The 23,077-nt window shown below is 57.9% G+C and carries 20 protein-coding genes; 9 read left to right on the top strand and 11 right to left on the bottom strand.

Going from position 1 to position 23,077, the window contains the following annotated elements:
- Positions 1-165: 165 nt before the first annotated feature.
- The 6 genes from EPN96_01080 to EPN96_01055 form a co-directional block, all read right to left on the bottom strand.
- On the bottom strand, positions 166-1,224 hold the full coding sequence (locus EPN96_01080; GenBank protein ID TAL18609.1) for a tetratricopeptide repeat protein: 1,059 nt from the start codon (positions 1,222-1,224) through the stop codon (positions 166-168).
- 220 nt (positions 1,225-1,444) lie between these two features.
- Entirely contained in the window at positions 1,445-2,320 is an 876-nt protein-coding gene (locus tag EPN96_01075; GenBank protein TAL18608.1) for a DMT family transporter, read from the bottom strand.
- Positions 2,321-2,609: 289 nt separating this feature from the next.
- Complete coding sequence (locus EPN96_01070) at positions 2,610-2,819, bottom strand: hypothetical protein (GenBank protein TAL18607.1); 210 nt, start codon at positions 2,817-2,819, stop codon at positions 2,610-2,612.
- A 148-nt stretch (positions 2,820-2,967) separates the two neighbouring features.
- The gene (locus EPN96_01065) at positions 2,968-4,356 is read right to left on the bottom strand and encodes a TonB-dependent receptor (GenBank protein ID TAL18606.1); all 1,389 of its coding nucleotides are present in this window, start codon (positions 4,354-4,356) and stop codon (positions 2,968-2,970) included.
- Between the two features lie 35 nt (positions 4,357-4,391).
- Positions 4,392-4,625 carry a MoaD/ThiS family protein gene (locus EPN96_01060; protein ID TAL18605.1) on the bottom strand — a complete coding sequence of 78 codons (234 nt, stop codon included), beginning with the start codon at positions 4,623-4,625 and terminating at the stop codon, positions 4,392-4,394.
- Positions 4,626-4,842: 217 nt separating this feature from the next.
- Positions 4,843-5,964, bottom strand: coding sequence for a metallophosphoesterase (locus EPN96_01055; protein TAL18604.1), 1,122 nt, complete (start codon positions 5,962-5,964; stop codon positions 4,843-4,845).
- 168 nt (positions 5,965-6,132) lie between these two features.
- Between EPN96_01055 and EPN96_01050 the strand changes: the two genes are divergently transcribed.
- The 6 genes from EPN96_01050 (at position 6,133) to EPN96_01025 (ending at position 11,826) form a co-directional block, all read left to right on the top strand.
- Positions 6,133-6,609, top strand: coding sequence for a hypothetical protein (locus EPN96_01050; GenBank protein ID TAL18603.1), 477 nt, complete (start codon positions 6,133-6,135; stop codon positions 6,607-6,609).
- A gap of 102 nt (positions 6,610-6,711) precedes the next feature.
- Positions 6,712-8,013 (top strand): efflux RND transporter periplasmic adaptor subunit, encoded by a 1,302-nt coding sequence (locus EPN96_01045; protein ID TAL18602.1) that lies wholly within the window; start codon positions 6,712-6,714, stop codon positions 8,011-8,013.
- Between the two features lie 5 nt (positions 8,014-8,018).
- Entirely contained in the window at positions 8,019-8,696 is a 678-nt protein-coding gene (locus EPN96_01040) for an ABC transporter ATP-binding protein (GenBank protein TAL18601.1), read from the top strand.
- A gap of 3 nt (positions 8,697-8,699) precedes the next feature.
- A complete protein-coding gene (locus tag EPN96_01035) occupies positions 8,700-9,905 on the top strand; it encodes an FtsX-like permease family protein (protein TAL18600.1) in 1,206 nt (401 codons plus the stop codon).
- Entirely contained in the window at positions 9,898-11,385 is a 1,488-nt protein-coding gene (locus EPN96_01030) for a TolC family protein (protein TAL18599.1), read from the top strand. Before EPN96_01035 ends, EPN96_01030 begins: the two co-directional genes overlap by 8 nt.
- Positions 11,386-11,511: 126 nt before the next feature.
- Positions 11,512-11,826 carry a pyrimidine/purine nucleoside phosphorylase gene (locus EPN96_01025; protein ID TAL18598.1) on the top strand — a complete coding sequence of 105 codons (315 nt, stop codon included), beginning with the start codon at positions 11,512-11,514 and terminating at the stop codon, positions 11,824-11,826.
- Between the two features lie 363 nt (positions 11,827-12,189).
- Here the strand turns inward: EPN96_01025 and EPN96_01020 are convergent, their stop codons facing one another.
- Both EPN96_01020 and smc read right to left on the bottom strand, forming a co-directional pair.
- Positions 12,190-13,044: a hypothetical protein gene (locus EPN96_01020; GenBank protein ID TAL18597.1), complete on the bottom strand. Its 855-nt coding sequence runs from the start codon at positions 13,042-13,044 to the stop codon at positions 12,190-12,192.
- Between the two features lie 14 nt (positions 13,045-13,058).
- The gene (gene smc / locus EPN96_01015) at positions 13,059-16,649 is read right to left on the bottom strand and encodes a chromosome segregation protein SMC (protein TAL18596.1); all 3,591 of its coding nucleotides are present in this window, start codon (positions 16,647-16,649) and stop codon (positions 13,059-13,061) included.
- Positions 16,650-16,912: 263 nt separating this feature from the next.
- On the opposite strand from smc, the gene EPN96_01010 reads away from it, so the two are divergent.
- On the top strand, positions 16,913-18,664 hold the full coding sequence (locus EPN96_01010; protein ID TAL18595.1) for a tetratricopeptide repeat protein: 1,752 nt from the start codon (positions 16,913-16,915) through the stop codon (positions 18,662-18,664).
- 41 nt (positions 18,665-18,705) lie between these two features.
- Here EPN96_01010 and EPN96_01005 read toward each other — a convergent pair whose 3' ends face one another.
- The 3 genes from EPN96_01005 to EPN96_00995 all read right to left on the bottom strand — a co-directional run bounded on the left by EPN96_01005 (position 18,706) and on the right by EPN96_00995 (position 21,727).
- Entirely contained in the window at positions 18,706-19,668 is a 963-nt protein-coding gene (locus EPN96_01005; GenBank protein TAL18594.1) for a hypothetical protein, read from the bottom strand.
- A gap of 397 nt (positions 19,669-20,065) precedes the next feature.
- Positions 20,066-20,533, bottom strand: coding sequence for a hypothetical protein (locus EPN96_01000; GenBank protein TAL18593.1), 468 nt, complete (start codon positions 20,531-20,533; stop codon positions 20,066-20,068).
- 6 nt (positions 20,534-20,539) lie between these two features.
- A complete protein-coding gene (locus tag EPN96_00995) occupies positions 20,540-21,727 on the bottom strand; it encodes a pyridoxal phosphate-dependent aminotransferase (GenBank protein ID TAL18592.1) in 1,188 nt (395 codons plus the stop codon).
- Between the two features lie 362 nt (positions 21,728-22,089).
- On the opposite strand from EPN96_00995, the gene EPN96_00990 reads away from it, so the two are divergent.
- Together EPN96_00990 and EPN96_00985 are read left to right on the top strand one after the other, a co-directional pair.
- The gene (locus EPN96_00990) at positions 22,090-22,500 is read left to right on the top strand and encodes a hypothetical protein (GenBank protein ID TAL18610.1); all 411 of its coding nucleotides are present in this window, start codon (positions 22,090-22,092) and stop codon (positions 22,498-22,500) included.
- Positions 22,501-22,562: 62 nt separating this feature from the next.
- Entirely contained in the window at positions 22,563-23,072 is a 510-nt protein-coding gene (locus EPN96_00985) for a hypothetical protein (protein ID TAL18591.1), read from the top strand.
- Positions 23,073-23,077: the final 5 nt, after the last annotated feature.

Genomic DNA, 23,077 nt, shown 5'->3' with positions numbered 1-23,077 from the left:
GGGCGTGAGGGGGCACTCGTTCGCTGCGCTCACTAAGACCCCCCCGCCGCCCTTTCCGCCTCCGCTCCCTGCGTCACCTACGGGCCACGGGGAGGACGAAAGGATGGCTCGTCCAAAAACAGGTTAACGGAATGTTTTTGGACTCGAAGGTACTGTTACCGTATGTTACGGCTGTTTCATCTTCTGGCGAAGCCCATCGAGGTTCCGGCGGGCTATTCCAAGATTTTTGCCGTAAGCTTCGGGGTAAACCGAGGCCAGCTTTTCATAGAGGGAAACGGCCTCTGCGTATTCCCCTTCGGCCTCCTTCAGCTTGCCGGTGTTTGAATGGAGCAAACCGAGGTTGTTGAAGGTACCGGCAACGTAGGGCAGATACGCTCCCGGGGCTTTTTCGGCCAGCTTTTTGTATATCCCAAGCGCCTCGCCGTACTCCCCTTCGGCCTCCTTCAGCTTGCCGGTATTCTTATGGAGTATCCCGAGGTTGTTGAGGGTCATCGCCACGTCAGGCAGGTACGCCCCCGGATCCTTCCGGGCGAGTTCCCTGTAACGTTCGAGAAGTTTAGCGTAGACGAGTTCGGCTTCGCGGAAATTGCAGCCTTTTTGAAGCGAGAGCGCGTGAGCGAACACGTAGTCCGTATTTTCCGGATCCAACTGATAAGCTCTCTCGAAGTGCTTAAGAGCGGAGGGATTGTCGTTCAGGAGTTTGAATATCTGTCCACGGCTGTAGTGGTGCGAGGCGAGGGTTTTGAGGTTCGCCTGACCTTTTTGAATGAGAACGTCCAGAGCCTCGCCAGCTTCGTCGAACTTGCCCTCGCGCATCAGTTCGGCGGCCTTGGCCGCGTCTTTGTCGCCCTTTTCGCCTTCGGCGGAAAGAGACTGTTTTGCCTCTCTAAGTCCCTTGGTTATCTCCTGAAGCTCTCTTAGCTCGTCGTCTTTCTTCCGATGGCCGTCGCGAAGTTCCTTGTTCTCACGATTAAGCTCATAGTTTTGTTTTACAAGGAGGTCGAACGATTCACCGGAGGGCGAATTATTTAGGCTAGTTCCTTTCTCTGCTGGCTCATCTTTTTTCCATAGATATATCCCAAGGCACAGCGCAACAAATAATACGCCTCCGCCGACTAATACAAGCTCGGTTATTGCCGTTTTCCAGTTTGCCACCCAACCGATAATGGTTAAACCAAGGGCGATAACCGCTGAAACGGCAACAATCTTATCTGTGGTTTTCATAATTATCCCCGCACGAGGATTCGTCCAGTCCCAAGCGAGGATATTTTATCCGGGGAGGGATTGCAAGCTGCGTCATCTTTTAAATACGGCATAGGATTTTGTCGCCGGGCGAGGAGCCCGCAGGGAGCGCGACGAAGGCAGTAGCGTGCCTACGCCAAGGAGCGCGAGCGAGTAGCGACGAAGCCCCGCGGCAAAAGCCGAAGCCGTCGAACGAAATGGCTCAGCGGCTCTTTATCAGGTACAGCGCCGAAACGGAGACGAAAACGACTCCGCCGCCGACGAGTTGCGCGGCGGTGAGGGTTTCGCCGAAGAGGAAGCGGGCGAGAAGGAGGCCGAAGAGGGGTCCGGCGAGGCTTATGGTTGATGTCCGCGCCGCGCCGATGCGCGAGATCGCCCCGGCGAGAAGCGCGAGCGGCAGAAAGGTGGAGAAAAAGCCCAGCCCGGCCGTGACGGCAAGGGCCTTCAGCGGCACGGTCGGCGGCGAGAAGCGCCACATGAGAAGCGAGGGCGCGACCGCCCAGTAGCTGGTCGCCGAGGCTATCTCGAAGGCAGAGGCTTTTTTGGAGAAGCGCTGAACCAGAAGCTGATACCCCGCGTAGGTCGCGGCGGCAAAAAGCGCCAGCAGCGATCCCAGCGGCACGTCCTTCCCCCCGCTTCCTCCCGGCTGGGTGAGAGCTATCGAAGCGCAACCCGCCCAGGCGGTGAGCAGAAGGAAGGATTTCACCGGGCCGAGGGGAGTTTTGTAGAAAATCCGCGAAAGAAGGGCGACGAAAACCGGATGGGAGTAGACGAGTATCACCGTCAGCGAGACCCCTGCGAAGGCGACGGCGTAAAAGCTGGCTATGACCGAGACTGTGAAGAGGAGCGAGGCGGCAATCAGGGCGGGCGAGCGCCAGAGCCCGGACCCCGGGCGGGTTTTCCTGAATCTGGAGACGATAAAAAAGATAGCGGCGCAAAAAACCATGCGCAGCCCTGCCAGCGCGGGCACGGTCGCCCCTGCCTCTATCCCGATCCGCACCAGAGGCGATTTCGTCGAATAAAAAAGGGCGCTCAGGAGCGCCATCAGCGGCCCCGCCCGCCTGGATGAAAACTTCAAATTGATTTCTCTTTAGTGGAGGTTATGAGAAGTAGTGTAGACAAACTTACCTTCGAGCCGATAAGCGAACAAACACAACGCTTATCGGCGAGCCATCTTTACGTCTCCTCTTCGGGCCCGTACGCGAAGCAACGAGCGAAGGCAGAAAGGGCGGCGGGCAAAAACCCCGCAAACTATAGATTGGTGAGCCGAGCCCACCCTACATCTCTGTCACCCTCGCCGAAGGCGGGGGTCCAGAAATACGTGTAAAGCCGCTGGATTCCCGACCTTCGGTCGAGAATGACGAGGGTTAGAAGATCAACTTCAGCTGCTCTCTCCCCACTTGGGAATCATCTTCCGTCCACCTGCTGCTTGCGCTTTTCTTGTTCGCCTCGTGAAGGTAGCGCCGGGCCTCCTGCGGGTCAGCGAAGCGCAGGCCGCCGAAAAGGGGCCTCCCGTCCTTCGCCCGGACGAAGGAAACCTCCCCCTCCTGCCGCACTAGCCTGACGCTTACGTTCATCCAACTCCCTTTACCAAAACCTGTTGTGCGCCCCAATTTCTGTGTCGCGTGCTCGCTCGAACCTTGACTAACTATTTGTTATGTCTTCGGTTCTCGCTGTGCGGCTCCTTGAACTTGGGGCTGCTCACCACGGTTTTGAGGTTTCCTTCTACTCACCATATCCCCAGAGCCCGCGTTCCTTGATGACTTTAGCAACCTCCGGCGGCACCATCAGTTCCCAAGTGTCGTCGCCGGACTGTAGCTTGTCGAGTATCTCGCCCCGGTAGATGGAGAGGCACTTTTCGTTGTAGCCCCGTATCGGCTCGATGAACCTGTTCTCGCGCAGGTAGGCGTAGAGGTGGTTAAGGTGCGGAGAGACGCGCAGATTGTCGGCGTCGATGAGGGCGTCGGTCACGGCGTCGCGCTGCGGGTAGGCGTAGATGCGAAGATTGGTCTCGAAGAGCCTGCCGAAGGATTCGAGTATCTTTCCCGGCAGGTCCTGATAGTACTGCTCCTTGAAAAGCTCTTTTAACGTCGGGACGCCCATCGCCAGCCCTATCGGCTCGCGGGTGAAGCCGAAAAGGTACTCCGCGAGGCGAAAATACCTGTCGTAATTGGAGATGAGAACGGTCTTGCCGAGTGCGCCGAGCATATCCGCCCTCGCGAGAAAGTCCTCGTGGCTTATCTCGCCGCCCTGCATGAGGTTCTGGAGGGTCATCTCCCAGAGGACGATTACCTCCTTTCCCTCGATCTCCGGCTCCTGAACGAACTGCGCCATCGCGCGGTCGACCATGTCGAGCATCTGGAGGGTAAGGGGGCGGAAGCTGCCGCGCACCACCATTATCGGCTTTTTGTAGAGTATCGCCGCGGGCTGGACCACCTCGCCGGAGGAGGAGATGAGAGCCGCGTGGGTCAGCCCCTTCTGCACGAGACTCAGGCTCATAAGCCGATTGTCTATGCCGCTGAAAGCGGGGCCGGCGAGCTCGATCATGTCCACCTCCACCCTTTCGAGCGAGAGGCCGTCGAGGAGCGAGGAGATGAAAGCATCCCTGTCGGAATGGAGGAAAAGCGAGGCGTAGATGAGGTTGACGCCGAGGATGCCGAGGGCCTCCTGCTGGGTCACGCTGTCGTGATCGAGCATTCTAACGTGGATTATCGCCTGCGAGCACTGCGAGCCGGGCGCGTGCTGAAAGCGAATCCCCATCCAGCCGTGGGTGTCCTCGATGCGCGAAAAGCTCCTTGCCGCGACGGTGTCGGCGAAGGCGAAAAAGGCGGTCCTCGACCCGCGCTTCCCGGCGAGGCGCTCTTCGAGAAGTCCGTACTCGTGAAGGAGCATCTGGCAGAGGCGCTCTTCGCTCACGTACCTCTGCGAGGGGCCGTAGATGACGTCGCTGAAGGTCATGTCGTAGGCGGAGATGGTCTTCGCTATAGTCCCGGCGGCCCCGCCGACGCGGAAGAACCAGCGGGCCACCTCCTGCCCCGCGCCTATCTCGGCGAAGACCCCGTACTTTTCGGGGTCGAGGTTTATCTCCAGTGCTTTCTGGTGGGTATCGGCCATAGTTGTGCAACTCCAGTAATGTAAAATAAAATCAATCAACCGCCCGCGAGCGGCGGAAAAACGGAAACAACGTCGCCCTCGCGAAGAACCGTTTCCGGCCCGGCATGAACCCCGTTGACCAGTATGATAGCTAAAAACCGTTCCTTAAGGGCCAAAAATTTGAGTGCGTCCCCCACCGTCGCCCCCTCGCGAAGCTCCGACTCGACCTTCCTTTGCCCTCCCGGAAGTTTTTCCTCAAGCCCCGCGTAGAGTTTTATCTCGACTTTCATGATCTCCGCTTCAGGAAGGATTTGTACAACTTGTGAAATTATAGTTGAGAACGTCCCCGATTGGCGAGGGGAACATGGAAGATTTTTTCAACTTCCGGCAAACTATTTCGGCGAAGGGCAAGGAGTCCGCAGGGCGCGCGACGCAGACAGTATCGTTTATACGGCAAGGAGCGCGCCCGAGAAACGACGCCGCCCTTCGACGAAAGAGGAAGCCGGACTACTCCGGCACAATCTCGAAAAAAGTAATCTCCGGAGGCGAAAAAACCCTCATCGGCGGCCCCCACGTCCCCGTCCCCCTGCTTGTGTACAGCTTCGACCCGCCGGGAAGGTCGTAAAGACCGTCCTGCAGCGGGAAATTGAGCGCGGTTATGTAATTGAAGGGGAATATCTGCCCCCGGTGGGTGTGGCCGGAGAGCTGGAGGTCGAAATTCCCCTCCGTCAGCGGGTCGAAAAGGGGCCGGTGCTTCAGAAAAAGCGTGAAGAGGTTATTCTGAGTACTTTTCAGATAGGGCGCTCCGTCGCCCGCCGCCCGGTCCTCCGCCCCTGCGACGTTTATCACCCCCCCGGCCGTCACGACCTCGTCGCGGAGCATCGTAAAACCCGCCCGCTGCAAAAAGTCGATGCTGCCGGAAAGACCGGCGTAATGCTCGTGGTTGCCGAGTATCGCGAACTTCCCGAGAGGGGGATCTAAATCCTTTAAGAGCGAGCTTATGCCGTCGAGGTAGTCGGTTTGCCCGTCCACTATGTCGCCGGTGGCCGCGAGGAGGCCGGGATTAAGCTCTCTCAGCATGCCCGCAATCTTTTTGAGCTTCGCCTCCCGGTTTATCAGCCCTATGTGCACGTCGCTTATCTGCGCTATCGTTATCGATTTGACGCTTGCGGGAAGCTTGCCGGTGACGATTTTTACCCTCTCGACCCTGATGTCGCCCGCCTCGTAAAAACCGTAGAGGCAAAGGGCGAGGACAAGAAAGAGAATCGCCTTCGCGGTGAAGACTCCCTGTATCGAAATTCCGGGAAACCCGGGGCTGATCTTCGCGGCGGTATAGAAAAGAAGGTGAAGGATTCCCGCCAGCGCGGAGAACACGAAGACCAGAAAGATGAACCCCATCCAGGTGTAGCCGACCCAGGCGAACGCCCTCGCGATTCCGACGAGCCCCGCGCCCTCGAACATGTGGATGAGGGGCATGGAGAAAAGAAGGGGAACTAGGAGGACCAAAAGCACCTTCGCCGCGAGCGGATGGCCCGAAAAGAGCGGGCTCACCCCCCACCAGGCGAGGAGGTGCATCAGCGCGTAGATGGAGATGGCGATGGCGAAAAACATTGTTATCTGGAGTTTCATCCCTTAACTATAACCCCTGAATGTTGTTATGTGTATGCAAATTGTTTACTGCGGCGGGCAGCCGTTTTGCGCACAAATTGACAACCTGTAAATATCTTTTAATTTTTGTAAAGCGGTACTACGTTCAAGCGTTTGCCGCGTCAAAAGCGAAAAACGAAAGGAAGCCAAATGAAGACAAAATTCGCATCGCCGGTTCTCTGCCTCGTCTTTTCCCTCTTCTTCGCGGCCGGGGCGCTCGCCGTGGAGAAGGCCGGACAAGTCATAGACGAAAAGACCTTCGGCAAGGTTATCCACGAGTCCAAAGTCGAGAACTTCTCCTTCACCTACCGCCTCCTCGACAACAAGGCGGGAATGTCCGCCGAGGCGGCAAAAGGCATGAAGATGGACCACTCGGCGATGGAGACGAAATCCCACCACCTGATGGTCTTTCCCGTTTCCCCGGACAAAACCCCCGTCAAGGGAGGCACCGCCGGGTTCCTCGTCATCGCCCCCTCCGGCAACAAGGCGCAGGCTATGGCGCAGGAGATGACCCAGGGCTACGGCGCAAACGTGGACCTGACCGAGAAGGGCGCTTATACGATCAGGGCCAAGGTCGTCGCGGCGGGAAAAGTCCTCGTAGACGAGTTCCGTCACGAAATTAAGTAAACTTTTGTAAAGTAATGTTTTTAAGCACTTACGGCCCTTGACAAGTCTTCGCCAAGCGCTTAAACGTTTGTTTGAACATATACAGCGGCTCCTCCGGGACCCTTGGAGAATGCTTTGAAAAAGTGGATTTTTGTCGTTTTAGCCGTTGCGGCTCTGGTGGGCGGTTTCGCCTGGTACAAACTCCGGCCGGTCGAGGTAGTCAAAACCGAAAAGACCTCCGCAGTGACGAAGGGCAGCATCGTACAGAAGATTACCGCCAGCGGCAGGGTCGTTCCCAACCTCGACGTAGAGATAAAGTGCAAGGCCAGCGGCGAGATCGTAAATCTTCCCGTCGAAGAGGGCGACAAGGTCAGGAAGGGGGATCTCCTGCTCGAACTCGACCCCACCGACGAGCACCGCACCCTCAATCAGGCCAAAACCTCCCTCGCCTCCTCCCTCGCACGGCAGAAGATCGCCGAGGAAAACCTCAGGGTCAACGAGCGGGCTCTGGTCAACGAGCGTGAAAAGGCCAGGGTAGCCCTAGCCTCGGCCGTTTCCCTGTCAAAAGACTCCGAGGCCAAGGCCGCGAGGACAAGGGAGCTTCTTCAAAGAAAGCTCGCCAGCGCCGAGGAAGCGGAAAGCGCCGAGACCCAGGCCGTTCAGGCCAGATCCGACATCGAAACCTCGAAACTCCGCGAGGCGGAGCTCGACGCGAAGGAAAAGGCGCTCGAACTGGACAGGCAGGAGATTGAGGCGGCGAAAGCCAACGTCGAGAGCGACAAACTCGCCCTCGAAATCGCCGACCAGCGCGTCAAGAACACCCGCGTCTTCGCTCCCCTCGGCGGCGTCATAACCCAGAGAAGCGTTCAGGCCGGGCAGATAATCTCCTCGCCCATGTCCAACGTCGGCGGCGGCACCACTATCATGATCATCTCCGACCTCGACAAGATTTTCGTCCTCGCCTCGGTGGACGAGGCGGACATCGGGCTTGTCAAGGAAGGGCAGAAGGCGGTCCTCCGGGTGGACGCCTTCCCCGGCGAGAAATTTCAGGGCGAGGTGCAAAGAATTTCACCCCGGGGAATCAACACCTCCAACGTCGTCACCTTCGAGGTCAAGATAGAGGTGCTCTCCCAAAACAAGGATATGCTGAAGCCCGAGATGACCGCGAGCGCGGACATCATAATCGAGGTGAGGGAAAGCGTGCTCGGCGTCCCCTCCGAGGCGGTCTTCAGAAAGAACGGAAGCGAATTCGTGACCGTGCAGCTTCCCGCCGGAAATGAGGACCGGCCCGTCGTGACCGGCATCTCCGACGGCCAGCTTACCCAGATAGTCTCCGGCCTTTCCGGAGAAGAGGCGGTTATAATCAAAAAACAGCAGGTAGAGAGCAAGTGGCAGGGCGGCCCCCCCATGCCCTTCGGGCGTTAAGTTAAATGCCACGCACAATCATAGAAACCTGCGGCATCACGAAGCGCTATCAGGTCGGCGAAGAGGTGGTCAACGCCCTTGACGGCGTCTCCCTCTGCGTCAGGGAAGGCGAGATGGGCGCGATAACCGGGGCCTCGGGGAGCGGAAAATCCACCCTGATGCACATCCTCGGGTGCCTGGACCACCCCGATTCGGGCAATTACTACCTCGCCGGGGAGGACGTGGCCGTACTCCCGCGAAACCGCCTCGCCCAGATACGAAACCGCTACATCGGCTTCGTCTTCCAGACCTTCAACCTCCTTCCGCGCTTCACCGCCCTCGAAAACGTAGAGCTGCCGCTGGTCTACGCGGGAAGAAGCGATTCTAAGGAGCGGGCGATGGAAGCTCTGGAGACGGTCGGCCTCGCCTCGCGCATGTACCACGAGCCCGCCAAGCTCTCGGGCGGACAGCGCCAGAGAGTGGCGATAGCGAGGGCGCTTGTGGGCTCTCCCGCCCTCATCCTCGCCGACGAGCCGACCGGCAACCTCGACAGCGCCACCGGCAGGGAGATTCTGTCCCTCTTCCAGCAGCTCAACGACAGCGGCAGGACGATTCTGATAGTCACCCACGACCCGAACGTCGCCGCCCACTGCAAGAAGCGAATTCACCTTGTAGACGGCAAGATCGTCGAAGGAGGCGTCTAGGACATGTACCTCGCCTCGACGATAAAAGTCGGCGTAAGGAGTCTCGGGGCCAACAAGCTCCGCTCCTTCCTCGCCGCCCTCGGCATAATAATCGGCACGGGCGCCGTCATCGCCATGCTCGCCATAGGCTCGGGAGCGCAAAAGCAGGTTCTGGCGCGCCTCTCCTCCCTCGGCGCGAACGTGATGATAATCACCCCGGGCTCGCGGGACACGCGGGGGGCCGCCACCGGCACCCAGCAGAATCTCAAGCTCGAAGACGCCCTCGCCATAGCCCGGGAAGTGGACGGCGTCTCGCTGGTGGCTCCGGTGGTGCGCGGCTCCGCGCAGGTCAAGTACTTCAACCAGAACACCCAGGGGTCCATCTTCGGCACCTCGGCCAGCTACTTCACCCTACGCGACATCCAGATCGACCGGGGCAGAATCTTCACCGAGCGCGAGGTCGAGCGCAGCATGCGCGTGGCCCTCATAGGCGACCAGATCGCGCAGAAGATCTTCGGCAAAAACGACCCTGTCGGCGAGGTGATAAAGGTCAACGGCATCGGCCTTACAGTCCTCGGGAAGGTCGCGGCCAAGGGCGAAGGGTGGGGAAGCCCCGACAATCAGGTCTTCATCCCCTACACCACCGCCATGAGCCAGCTTCTCGGCGTCGAAAACCTCCGGGAGATAGACGTGCAGGCCGTCTCCGAGACGGAGATTCCCTACATCCAGCAGGACGTGAAAACCCTCCTTCGGAAGCGCCACCGCACCCTCCCCGGGGCCGAAGACGACTTCAACATAATGAACATGGACGAGATACGAAAGAGCGCCTCCGAGGTCACCAACATCTTCAAATATCTCCTCGGCGGCATCGCGGCCATCTCCCTGATAGTCGGCGGTATCGGCATCATGAACGTGATGATAGTGACGGTGACCGAGCGGACCAGGGAGATCGGCATCCGCAAGGCGATAGGCGCCACCGAGGGGAACATCCTGATGCAGTTTCTCGTCGAGTCGGTGATAGTCAGCGGCTTCGGCGGCCTCATCGGGCTTCTTATCGGGGTCGGCGGGGCACTGCTGATACCGAAGCTCGGCTCGCTGCAAACGGTGGTGGAAACCGACAGCGCCCTCCTCGCCCTCGGAGTCTCCGCCGGTATCGGCATCTTCTTCGGCCTCTACCCGGCCTGGAAAGCCTCGCGGCTCGACCCGATCGAGGCGCTGCGCCATGAATAGGAAGATTAAAGTGAAAAAAACTCTCCGCCTCTGCCTCACGGCGCTCCTCTTGGCCTTCGCCCTTCCCGCCTACCCGGCGGAAAACGTCGCTTCGCCCCTTCGCCTCACGGTCTTAGAGGCGGTCAGGATGGCCTTCGAGCACAACCGCGCCTACGCGGTCAAAAAGACGATAACGGCGATAAAGCGGGAGAACGAGGAGAAAGCCCTTGCCGCCTTCGACCCGGTCGTCTCCGGCTCCCTTTCGGCCGGGAAAAAGTTCACCGACGTATCCACTCCCTCCTCGAAGTCCAGCGACACCCTCGACGCCGAGGGCAAGGTCACAAAAAAGCTGGAAATGGGAATGGTACTGGAGGGAAGCGCCAACGCCTCGATAACCGACCCCGGAACCTCCTCCGTCCGCCTCGGAGCGGCCGTCACCGCGCCGCTGATGCAGGGAAAGGGCGAGGAAGCCAACCTCTACGAGGTCCGGCTGGCCCGCCTCGACGCCGACGCCTCCGAATACGAGGTCCGCGCCCTCGCCGAGTCTACCGCCAGTTCGACGATAGCGGCTTACTGGGACTACTCTCTGGCGCTCATGGAGCTTAAGATCGTCGAGGAATCCCTCGCGCTGGCCCAAAGAGGGCTCGACGAGACCAACGGCAGGATAGAGGCGGGAAAGCTCGCCGAATCCGAGCGGGTGACCGCCGAGGCGGAGGTCGCCCTTCGCAGGCAGGCGGTGATCGACGCCGACAGCAGGCTGGAAAAGGCCGGGATAGACCTCCTTCGCCTTCTCAATCCGCCCTCGGAGAACCTCTTCGCGCTTAAAATCGCTCCCGCCGAAAGCAAGGAGCTGCCCGCGCCTCCCCTCCCCCCGCTCGAAGAAGGGGTCAGGGGCGCTCTAAAGCTTCGGCCGGAGGCCAATCAGGCGAGGCTGGACATCAGGCGGGGCGAGCTTTCCGTCGCCAAGACCAGAAACGGCCTTCTGCCCAAGCTCGACCTCTTCATACGCCTCGGCAAGAGCGGCTACGCCGACTCCTTCGGCCAAGCCGCGGGGGAATTCTTCGGCGAAAGCTACGACGCCTCCGCCGGGGTCACTTTCAGCTTTCCCCTCGGCAACCGCGCCGCCAGGGCAAGCGAAAAGAGCGCGCTTCTCGAAAAAGGCCAGGCGGAAGAGGCCTTGGGGAACCTCCTCCAGCTTATAGAAGCCGACGTGCGAAAGGCGCACATCGAGGCGAGAAGGCAGCTGGACCAGATAGAGGCGACGAAGGCCTCGGAGAGGCTGGAGGCGGAAAAGGCCCGCTCGGCTTCCGAAAGGTACGAAGTCGGCAGGGCCACCGGCTACGAAGTCGCTCTCGCCCGGCGCGACGAGATGGAAGCGCATCTGGGCACCGTCCGCGCCTCGGCGGGATATCTCAAGGCCCTCGCTGAACTCCAGCGGCTGGAAGGCGCGCTTCTCGACGCCTATGGCATCTCCGCCCCCGGACAGGCGCCGGTGGAGTAAGAAAAACCGCTGCGACGTTTTTCAAAAGTCTTCCCGTGCTTTTCCCTTTCGGGAGCGCCAAATAAAGTTGTATAAGTCGAGGCCGTTGAAACAACATCAAAAAGCAATTTTCAGCGGAGGATTAACATGTCCGAGTTCAAGAATGTTACCGTGGTGCGCGAAGCCAACGTCTACTTCGGCGGCGGCGTAATCTCCAGAACCGTCCTTTTCGCCGACGGCACAAAGAAGACCCTCGGCGCTATGCAGCCCGGCGAATACGAGTTCAATACCGGCGCTGCCGAGATAATGGAGATAATGTCGGGCGAGCTCGACGTGCTCCTCCCCGGCGCGAAAGAGTGGAAGACGATCAAGGGCCCCGCGTCCTTCGACGTTCCCGCCAACTCGAAGTTCACCATGAAGGTCAGGACGGTCAGCGACTACTGCTGCTCGTTCGTCAGCTAGAGCTTGTTTTGAAGACGTAAAAAACCCCGCCACTGGCGGGGTTTTTTTATTGCCGTGTTGATTGATACCTTGCAAAAGGCAGGTTGTGTAGGGTGTGTTAGCCGCGAAGCGGCGTAACGCACCACTTCCCCGGCGTCATTCCCGCGAAAGCGGGAAACCAGTGACTTTTGCGTGCTTCGCACGTTTACAGTTATGTAGGATGGGCTTTAGCCCATCGGGCTATGGTTGCGGGGCTCTGCCCCGCTCCCCTTGTCACTTCTTTTAGAAAGAAGTGGGGCCGGGAGTGGGGCGGCCAGCCCCACAAGTTGCAAATATCCTTCATTGTCATTGTTGGGTATCGCTTCGCTCCACCCAACCTACGGGCTATGACTTTTTAAGCATAAAACTTGTTGGAGTGGCACAACTTATTGTGCTTTTTTTTATATTGTTTTTGCGCAAATTATAATTAGATTGCGTTGAAATGTGGCATTTCTTGAATTTTAATCCGCTCCCGCAAGGGCAAAGCTCATTTCTTCCAAGGCAATTTTTTTCTATTGGTATTTTTGCAAATTCTACTTTTTTGTTAGTGTCAATTTCGATATTAGCATCATTTTTAAACTCTGGGTAAACTTGAAACAAGCTGCTAAAGAGTTCATGAACTATCTGGCGAATACTTGCTAAATGCGGTGCGCCGATTGGTTTCTTATTTCCATTATCAATTACCCACCATTCCATAGAATTTTGTTTTACAAATTTTTCGTACTCACAATCAAGTCTTGGGTCTACATGCGCTCCGCCATCAGTATCGGCAATATTAAGAACAAGATTGCATCTTGTAAATACAGAATTTAGATTATCTCTTATAACCTGCTGATTCCACCAATTTTCAAATGACCTTAATAAATTGTTTTCTATTGGCAAATTATCTAACAGAGGATACGCATTTGCAGTCCCATCAGCTTTTATGCAAAAACCAGTAAGGCCCTCAATAGGTCCACTTATGTTTGGCGTAAAATGATATTTATAGGTATCTCTATACAAATATGAATTTTTGATTCCAAGTTGCCGAAGAAGCGAACTCGAATTTTTTGTATCATGAAAAAGAATCCTTAGTGCCACAGCCATGCGTTTAGATTCCTCTTCAAAACCTTCGTCGAACGCTTTCGCTGACCTATGAATAAAAGACAATTGTTCCTTCAAATGTTCATAAAGTGAGTCTTTATTGATTTTTATTTTCATGAATATACTTAATCCTATGCCGCCACTTCCGACAACCCCGCCGTCAATCTTACAGATACAAGATCAGTTACCCCAGGTTCCGTCATAGTAACTCCGTAGAGGTGCGCGGCGGCCTCCATGGTGATCTTGTTGTGGGTGACGACCATGAACTGGGTCGCCCCGGCCATCTGGCGCAGCATGTCAGTGAAGCGCTCGACGTTGGGGTCGTCAAGCGGCGCGTCAACCTCGTCGAGGATGCAGAAGGGGCTCGGCTTGACGAGGAAGAGGGAGAATATGAGGGCGACCGCCGTGAGGGCCTTTTCGCCGCCTGAAAGGAGGCTGAGGTTCTGCGGGCGCTTGCCGGGGGGCTGGACGTTTATGTCGATGCCGGTTTCGAGGAGGTCTTCGGGGTTGGTGAGGAAAAGCTCGGCGTTGCCGCCCCGGAAAAGGGTCGGGAAAACCTCCTGGAATTTTTCGTTGACGGCGTTGAAGGTCTCGTCGAAGCGCTCGCGCGAGATCCTGTTTATCCGCTGAATGGCGCTCTTGAGCGATTCGAGCGACTGGTCGAGATCGGCTTTTTGCTTTTCGAGGAAGTCGAAGCGGGTCTTGCGGTCTTCGTACTCGGTGTCGGCAAGAAGGTTTATCTCGCCGAAGGATTTGAGCTTCTCGTTAAGGGCGATTATCTTTTCCTGCGCCTTCGCGGGGTCGAAATCCTCGGGAAGCTCTTCGTCGGAGGACATCCCGGCGTCCGCTCCCTCCTGGACTTCGGTGTGCTCGGAGAACTTCTCGCGCAGAGCCCCGGCCTGAATTTCCAGCTCGCGCAGTCCGAACTGCGCGGTGGTGAGGGCTTCTTTCTTTATCTCGGCGCTTCTTCTGGCCTCTGAGGCGGCGCGTTCCTGTTCGCCGACCGCCCCGCGCTCCTCGCCGAGGTTTTCCATTATCTCGGAAAAGGATTCCTCGCGCCTCCCGAGTTCTCTTTCAAGCTCTTCGCGCTCGATCTTTACCTTCTGGAGTTCGGCCAGTCTCTCTTCGCGTTCTTTTTCGAGGTTCTGCGCCTCCAGCTTCAGCCTTTTGGCGCGCTCGGCGAAGTTCGTCCGCTGCTGGCCGAGGGTGCGCACCTGCTCGCCGATGCCGGTCTTCCTTCCCCTGTCGGCGGCGGTGCGCACTTTGGCCTCGGAAAGCGCCTGCTGCGCCCTGTCCTGCTCTATCTGGGCGTCTTCCTGCGCGGTTTTCAGCTCGTGAAGCTCTTCGTCGACGCGCTCCTGCTCCATGAGGAGGTTCTGGCGGGATTCCTCCATCTCCTCCATCTGCTCCGTGAGGCGTGAAAGCTCCCTCTCGACGTTGTCGCGCTCGAATTCGAGCGCCTCGTAACGCTCCGCGAGGCGGGTCTTGCGCTCGGAGTTGATGTCCATGTTCTTTTTGGCGTCGGCGACCTTCAGTTCGTGGCGGTGCGCCTCTTCCTTTATGAAATTTATCCGCGCCTCAAGCTCCCGGTGGCGGGTTCTGGCCTCTTCGTAGCTCTCCTCCGCCTCTTCGAGGGCGGCTTTCTGCCGCGATACCAGGTCGGAAAGCTCGCGAATCTCGCGATTGCGTTTCAGCAGCCCCGCGTTCTCGACGCTGGAGACGCCGCCGCTGACCACGCCCTCGGGGGAGACGGTTTCGCCTTCGAGGGTGACGAAGGTGGCGTTTGAAGCGCCGGAGCGCCAGAGTTCGAGGGCGTTTTCGAGGCGCTCGACGACGTAGAAGGAGCCGAGGAGGGCGCGGGCGAGCCTGTCGCTGCCCGGCTCTATCCTCACGAGGTCCACCAGCGGGCCGTGGGCCCAAGGTTCCTTCACCTCGGGCATCTTTACAGCCTTGAGGTCGCGCGCATCTACGGGTGCGAAGGAGGACCTGCCCGCCTTCGCTCCTTTCAGGTAATCCACCGCCTCGAAGGCCTGGAGGGAATCGGCGACGACGACGTACTGGAGCCTCTCGCCGAGGGCGGCTTCCAGCGCGGCCTCGTAGCGGCCGGGGACGGAGATAGCGTCGGCCATGACGCCGCGCACCCCGAAGAGCTTCTTCTCCCTCGCGTGGCGGAGGTAGGCCTTGACCCCCTCGCCGTAAATGTCGAGGTTGTCCTTGAGGCTGGAGAGGGCTTCAAGCTGCGATTCTGCCGCCCCGAGCTCGCGCCTCGTCGTCTCGACGCGCTTTTGGAGGTTGTCGCGGTGAAGGACGGCGTCTTCCAAGTCCTCCGCTACCGTCTCCCTCTCCTCCAGCGCGTTTTCGTGGGCGTTTTTGGCGGTGTGAAGCTCTTTTTTGTGGGATTCGGCCTCGGCGCTGACCTCGTCAATCTTGCCGGAGAGGTCTTCCATATCCCTTTCGATGTCGCCGAGCCTTCTTTGCGCCTCGCGCTCGCGCCGCTGGGCGTGGTCGAGGTTTGTCGCGAGGGTTGAGAGCCTGGAGGAGACGGCGAAGAGGTCGCGCTTCTTCTCCTCGATGGCGTGCTCCGCCTTCCGTTTGGCTTCGTGGGTCTTCGACTGCGCCTCCATAAGCTCGACAAGGGCGTCTTCGTCGGCCTCTATGCGGGCGGAGAGGCGCTGAAACTCTTCGTCAAGGGCGTTCATCTCCTCAAGGACGGAGGCGGACTGGCGTTCGAGGTTCTTTGACTCCTCCTCCGCGCCCCGGCTGCGCTCGGCGAGGCCGCCGGTCTCTTTTTCGAGGAAACCCGACCGGCTTTCGCGCTCGGAAATCTGCCCCTTGAGGGAGTAGATGATGCGCTGGCAGTCCTCGTGCTTCTTCGATTTTTCGAGGAGGGAGAGGCGGAGGGCTTCGAGCTCCAGAGAGAGGCGGTCGGCTTCGACCCGCGCCGCGGCAAGCGCCTCGTCGGCGAGCTTGACCTCGTCCGCCGCCGCCGCCAGCTTTTCCGCGAGCGCCCGCCAGCCGTGAATCATCGACTGGCGCTCCAGCCCGCGCTTTTCGGAGCGAAGCTCCTTGAAGGCTCTGGCCCTCCCCGCCTGCCGCTTCAAACTCCCCATCTCCCTGCCGACCTCGGTCATTATGTCGGTGAGGCGCTCAAGGTTCTCGGAGGTGTGGCGCATCTTGACGAGGGCTTCGTCGCGGCGGGCGCGGTACTTGGAGAGCCCGGCGGCCTCCTCGATGAGGTAGCGGCGCTCGACCGGCTTGGAGGAGAGGATAGCGTCTATGCGCCCCTGCTCGACGATCGAGTAGGCGCGCTTTCCGAGCCCGGTGTCGAGGAAGAGTTCGGTGATGTCGCGGAGCCTGCAGGGGGTCTTGTTTATGAAGTATTCGGACTCGCCGTTTCTGTCGAGTCTTCTGGTGACGGCGATCTCGTGGTAATTGCCGAACTTTTCGGGGAGGCACCCCTCCACGTCGGTGAGGGTCAGGGTGACTTCGGCGTAAGAGAGAGGCTTTCGGGATTCGCAGCCGGAGAAGATTATGTCGCCCATCGCCTCGCCGCGAAGCCCCTTGGCGGACTTTTCGCCCATCACCCAGCGCATAGCGTCGATGATGTTCGACTTGCCGCAGCCGTTCGGCCCGACGACGGAGGTTATACCCTCGTGGAAGAGAATCTCGGTGGGTTTTGGAAAGGTTTTGAAACCGAAGATTTCAAGTTTCTTTATCTTCATGGCCCGTCCCGAAAAGCTTGGCGGGGCTGATGCAGGAAGGAATCAAGCGATGGGCTAAAGCCCATCCTACACTTTGCCGCCGGTTTTTAATCCTTCAGAGGGGTAATTCTAGCCGAGGAAGGGTGGGGTGTAAAGGGCAAACGCACTAGGGAAAGTGGTTTTTTTATTTGCCGGGCACTAGATATTGTGGATTATCTTTTCCTCGGTAGCGTTCGAGAATCTCAGGCGGAAGCAGTAAAAACTTTAACCGCAAGGGGAGATTTGTGTATCATGAGCACATGATCGGCAGAAAATATTCGACGGCGCTTCCCGCGCTCCTCCTCTCTCTGCTCGTGCTCGCCGTCTATTGGCAAACGACGGGGTTTGGATTCGTCAACATCGACGACGGCGCTTATGTGTTCCAAAACCCCCTTGTAACCGGCGGACTTGCTTGGGGGGGCGTCAAGGTGGCGTTCTCGCATTTTCAGCAGCAGTACTGGATTCCAGTCACTTGGCTCTCCTACATGGCCGACGCGAGTTTTTTCGGCAATGATGCAGGAGCGTTTCACCGCACCAACGCAATACTTCACCTTCTCAACGTCCTCCTAGTCTTCTGGCTCTTTCGCTCGGCCACCGGCTCGAACTGGAAGAGCTTTTTCGCCGCCGCGCTTTTCGGCCTCCACCCGCTACGCGCCGAGTCTGTGGCATGGGTGACCGAGCGAAAAGACGTGCTGGCGGGTTTTTTCTTTCTGCTGGCTTGCCTCGGCCACGTCAGCTACGCGAAGACCGGGAAGCGGCTCTGGCTAGCGGCGGTCGCGGTTTTGACTCTTCTGGGCCTGATGTCGAAGCCGGTAGTGGTGGTTCTGCCCGCCGCGCTTCTGCTTCTGGACTTCTGGCCGCTGGGACGCATCCCGAAAGGAAAATTCAGAGAGAATCTCCCCGTCTGGCGAACTCTTCTTCTCGAAAAAGCCCACCTATTCGCCTTCTCGGCGGTTTTCGCGGTCGTAACGATAAAGGCGCAGCAAATCGAAGGCGGCGAGTTGGGGCAAAGGACCGGGTTAAGCGGAATATTAAACGCCGCCGTAAATTACCTCGCCTACCTTTACGAAACCTTCTGGCCCGCAGGCCTCTACCTGCGGGGTGAGGAATACAACGTAACTGCAGACGCGGTGCTCGGGCTTATCTGTCTCGCGGCGATTGCGCTGATTTCTTTTCCGGCCTGGAGGTTTCGCGAAAAATCCCCCGAGATCGCCTTCGGCTGGTTCTGGTATCTCCTAGTCCTCTTGCCAGGAAGCGGAATCGTCAAAACCGGCGTCAACTCCTTCGCAGACCGCTTTACCTACGTGCCGCACGTCGGGCTGATGGCCGGGATAGTCTGGGCAGCGGCGCGTCTTTACGAGCGTTTCGCCGAAGACCGAAGGCCGCTCGCCATCTTCGGGGCGGTTCTGCTGTCCCTTCTCGCCGCGCGCAGCTATCCTCAGGTCTCCCTCTGGAAGGACACCTCCACCCTCTTCGGACGCACAGACAAGATCACCGGCGGGAAAAGCCCGGCGGCGAAAAAGTATCTCGGCATAGCCAGCTTTTACGCCCAGGACTACCGCGCGGCCTACGACTACTGCGGTCAGGCGCTCGCGCTCGACCCGAATTTCCCGAGGGCCAGCGGTTACAGGGGACTTGCCGTCGCCATGCTGGAAAACTACGCCGAAGCGGCTGCGCTTTTGAAGAGGGAACTCTCCATAAACCCCAATGACTACGACTTCAACGACCGGCTCGCCGGGGTTCTTCTTCTTGCAGGCGACAAGCCCGGCGCGGCGAAAAAGGCGCTTGAAAACGCCTCTCGCTGGCCCGGTGGCCAAGATCGAGTAGTCATAAAAGCTTTGGGCGGCGAATTCAAGGCCAACATGATTGCCGGAACCGGCCTCGCTGAGAAAAAACAGTACGCCGAGGCCGCCAAATACTTCCGTGAAGCCCTCCGCATTTCTCCCAACGATCCAAACGCCCGCGCCAGTCTCGCGAGCGTTATCCAAAAAATGTGAAAAGAAAGGGGCCGGTCCGCCCGGCCCCTTTTGGGACTTGGTTATTGGTCCTGCCAGAGGGTGCCAGCAACCCAGTCATGTGAACCGTTGGCTGATCTGTAGAAGCCTCCGCTAATAGAAGATACAAGACCCCTTGCGAAGTTGTGTTCACCTCCACTTATGGAGGAATAATCAGCTTCTGCACGATTTACAGCTCCACCGCTTACGGATGAGGAATATCCAAGCGCATAATTTTGCTGGCCCCCGGATACGGCCGAGGCCCAAGCTTCTGCTATGTTGTTCTGCCCTCCGGTTACGCTCGAATAAGCGCCGTTGGCTCTGTTGTTATAGCCTCCGCTTAGGCTGGAGAGGTTTCCATTGGCTTCATTGAGAATACCACCTGATACGCTCGATCTTGCCCCGGCGGCGGTATTTTCTTCCCCTCCAGAAATGCTTGCAAAAGCTGCCTGAAGTGAATTGTCGTACCCGGCCACAAATCCTGCGTTATTTGTAAATCCGTGCTCAGAACCGACTACTAGATTGTGAGAACCGGTGCGGAGATGCCCGAAAAGCAAGTTTTCGTTGTAACCGACAATCAGGTTGCCTAAACCGGTTATCGGATTCTCATCGGTGTACCCCGATCCGCTTCTTACATGCACATTCGCCCCGGTGAAGATGACGTGGGGTCCGGCGAGGTCGTTGATGGTGTTTGTGTCGATGCTGACGTAGTTGCCTAGCTCGAAAACGGGGTCCGCTCCGAGCTGGTTGATTTGGCTTTGAAGGCTGGTGTTGGTGGCTTGAAGATTGGCGACATCGCTCGCTAACGCGTCGATCTGGGTCTGCTTGTTGTTGACTTGGGTTTGGAGGCTCGCGTTTTCCGTCTGGAGGGCCGCGACTGCGCTCGCGAGGGCCGTGTTTTGCGTTTGCAGGTTCGCAAGCGCGCTTTCCACTGCGGCGATTCTCGCCTCTACGTCAGAGCCAAGTTTGGCGTTTGTTACCGCGCCCGAAGCGAGGTCGGCGGTCATTACCTGGCCGTCTACGATGTCGGAGGAGTAGATGCTTTGCGCCGCCAACGCGGGCGCGCTTTGCAGGGCATGCGCCGAGCGACCAAATTGCGAGACTGATTCCGAGTCGTGCTTTCATCTTCACTCCCTCTTGAGTTACCGGGTTGCCCCGATGGTTGAAAGCCTGACGGATTTATCAGGCAGACTAACCGGAAGTAACCAAACCGCCTCCTCGATGCGGGAGGCGAAACAAAGCGGAAATGAGCGACTTTTACGGGAGAGTTTTCCTGCGGCGGCGGGGTGGGCCTTATCGAGTTTTGCCGCCGTGAATCCCCCCATCAAAACGTGACGATTTTTGCATACTCTTTTTGAGGACGTTTTTCCAGCGGAAAGAACGTTTTTTTGAAATTTAGCGGATTTACCGTATTTTCTTCCCGCTTTTGAATATCTCCATCCACATTTCGGCGTCTTTCGCGGACGGGTCGGGCTTTTCCTTCTTAGGAGACATGTTTTTCGGGCGTGTAAGGGTCTCCCAGAAACGCTCGGAGGGGCATGTCTGCGCCCCCCTCGCCTTCGCCCTTGCGGCCAGCCCGAGGTCGGAGGTTACTACGGTGACGGTGTGGGGAGCCTTGGCCGCGTCGAGCCTTTTTATTATCTCCTCGTCGGCGCTGAGTCCGGAGGGTGTGTAGAAGACGGCTACCGAGCCGGACTTTTCCCCCCTGTTTCCCCCTGGGCGGTTGCCGTCGAAGATGACGACGACCGCCTCTCCCTTGTGGGATTTTACAGCGCCTATGCGCCGGAGCAGTTCTTCCCTGCTCGCCTCTTCCTCGTCGAGGGAGAGCCTGCGGGAACGCCCGATAAGGTTGTGTCCATCGACCAGAATCATGGAGGATCACCCCTCTTTTGCTTTTTCCAGCGCCCTTCTGAACCCCGGCAGGCTGCCGGTGACGGTCTGCCGCGAGGAGCAGTAGGCCAGCCGGAAGTGGCCCGGCCCCATGAAACCCGTTCCGGGGACGGCGAGGATGTTTTCATCGAGGAGAAGTTTGCAGAAGGCCACGTCGTCCGGAATCGGGGATTTGGGGAAAAGGTAGAAAGCCCCCTCGGGCTTCCGGCACTCGTAGCCCGCGCCTGCAAGTCCTTCGAGGAGAAGGTCGCGGTTTTCGCGGTAGAAATCCACCTCCACCTTTTCGTCGAGAAGGCGCGCCACCGCCCGCTGGGCGAGCGCGGGGGCGTTGACGAAGCCGAGAATGCGCGTGGTCATGATAATCGCGCCGGTGAGGAGGGGGAGGTTGTCCACGCGGGGATTCACCGCTATGTAGCCTATACGCTCACCGGCGAGGCTCAGGGTCTTGGAGAAGGAGGAACAGATGACGGCGTTTTTGAAGAGCGGGAAGATGGCGGGAACCTCTACCCCGTCGAAAATTACCGCCCGGTAGGGCTCGTCGGCGATGAGGAATATCTCGCGCCCGTATTCCGCGCTCTTTTTCTCGATCAGGCGGGAGAGGGCGCGAAGGTTCTCCTCCGAATAGACCTTTCCGGTGGGATTGTTCGGGGAGTTTATGAGGACCGCCCGCGTCTTCGGCGAGAACTCGGCCTCGATCGTCGCGATTATCATGTCGAAGCTGGGGGTCGTGGCCGCCTGCCGTATCACCGCCTGATGGTTGGCCGCGTAAAAAACGTATTCGACGAAGAAGGGCTTCGGGACGATTATCTCGTCGCCCGGATCGATAATCGCGCGAAAGACCGCGTTCAGCGCCCCTCCCGCCCCGACCGACATTATTATCGAATCGCCCTTTACCTCGGTATCCTGCTCCACGCTCACCCGGAGGGCCACGGCCTCGCGTACGTCCTGGAAACCCGCGTTCGGCATATAGCCGTGAAGGCCGGGGGTGCGGTCGCCTGCAAGTTCGGCCAGAGTCCGGTAAAAGGCCTCCGGCGGCGGCAGGTTCGGATTCCCGATTGAGAAATCGAAGACGTTCTCCTCCCCTTTGCAGGCCTTGAGCTTCGCCCCCTCCTCAAACATCTTCCGTATCCAGGAAGATTTCTGCATCGCTTCGGCAATACCTGACGCTATGAGCATAATTCACCCCTGAAGTAAATTCCTAAGGTTTTACGGAGTTTACTTCAAGGAACGGAGAGGGACAAGAGAGGGATTTAACCTTAAAAACGCACAAAGCCCGGCTATTGACAAAAAGTGCCATCTTGCTAAAGTAAAAGAAACTTCAATTTTTCGGACTGTTTTTTTCTGTGCCACGAACCTTTTTTAAACGAAACCCGCAGGAACAAACGAAAAGAGCCCGCATGAAAGGCACGAAAATACTGCTCCTGGCCGTGTTCGCGCTGCCGTTGCTTCTCGCAGGATGCGAGGTCCTGGTGGGAGGCATACTCCAAGGGTATTCCGCCAACCCCGAAGAGTACGTCTCCTTGCCTCCTGTCGACGAGATGCAAAAAGATGGGGAAAAATACACTCTTCCGAAGTCTCCCGCCCCCGGCAAGGCTATGATCTACGTGGTTCGTCCTTACTCGGGCGGCGGCGGATACATCTTTAACGTTTTCGTCGATGACAAGGAACCTGCCTCTGAGATGGGGTATACAAGAGGCGGACAGTACATCTGTTTCAATCTCGAACCCGGGAAACACCTGATTTTGTCCAGCGCAGGAAACTGGGCCGAGATGGAGGTTAACGCGAAAACCGGCGAAATAATTTACGTAAGGCAGCGCCCGAGGACGGGCTACCTCCCCGAACTTTACTGGAACGAACTAAGCCTTGTCAGCGAATGCGAAGGAAAATACCTCGTAAGGAGGCTCGAACCCGGCGTCCTAAAACATGCTGACAAGCCGGAAACGAAGTAACAACCCATGCAAACTCCTATTTTTGGACCGCTCCGAAGGAAAACGCGGGGGCTACCCGCCACATGAAAAGTCTAAGGATACTTCTCCTGGCCGTGTTTGCTCTGTCACTCCTCTTCGAGGGGTGCGCCTCCTTCGCCGAGATGCAAAAAGACGGGGACACGCTCCCGAAATCCATCGAGCAAGGCAAGGCTCTGGTCTACGTGGTCCGCCCTAACCCCCACCCCTTACTCCTTGTAATAATGCCCTTCTTGCTTATAGCGACGCCCACCATGGTATTTGTCGACGACCATAACCCCTCGTCCCTGATGGGTATTACAAACGGCAGTGATTACATCTACTTTGGCCTGGAACCCGGGAAACACCTGATTTTCTCCAGCTCGGACCGCTGGCTAGTAGAACTGGAGGTTAACGCAGTGGCAGGTGAAATCATCTACATAAAACAGGATCAGTTTATGCTGATCTGGAGTCAGAGAAACTATCTGAGCGTCATAAACAAATACGAAGGTAAATACCATGTAAAGAGGCTTGCACCCGGCGTCATCATGCAGTCCGACAAACCGAAGAAGGAATAACGGCG

The sequence above is a fragment of the bacterium genome (assembly GCA_004322275.1).
GTDB lineage: Bacteria > Desulfobacterota > Deferrisomatia > Deferrisomatales > BM512 > SCTA01.
This window is presented reverse-complemented; position numbering and strand designations above follow the sequence as displayed.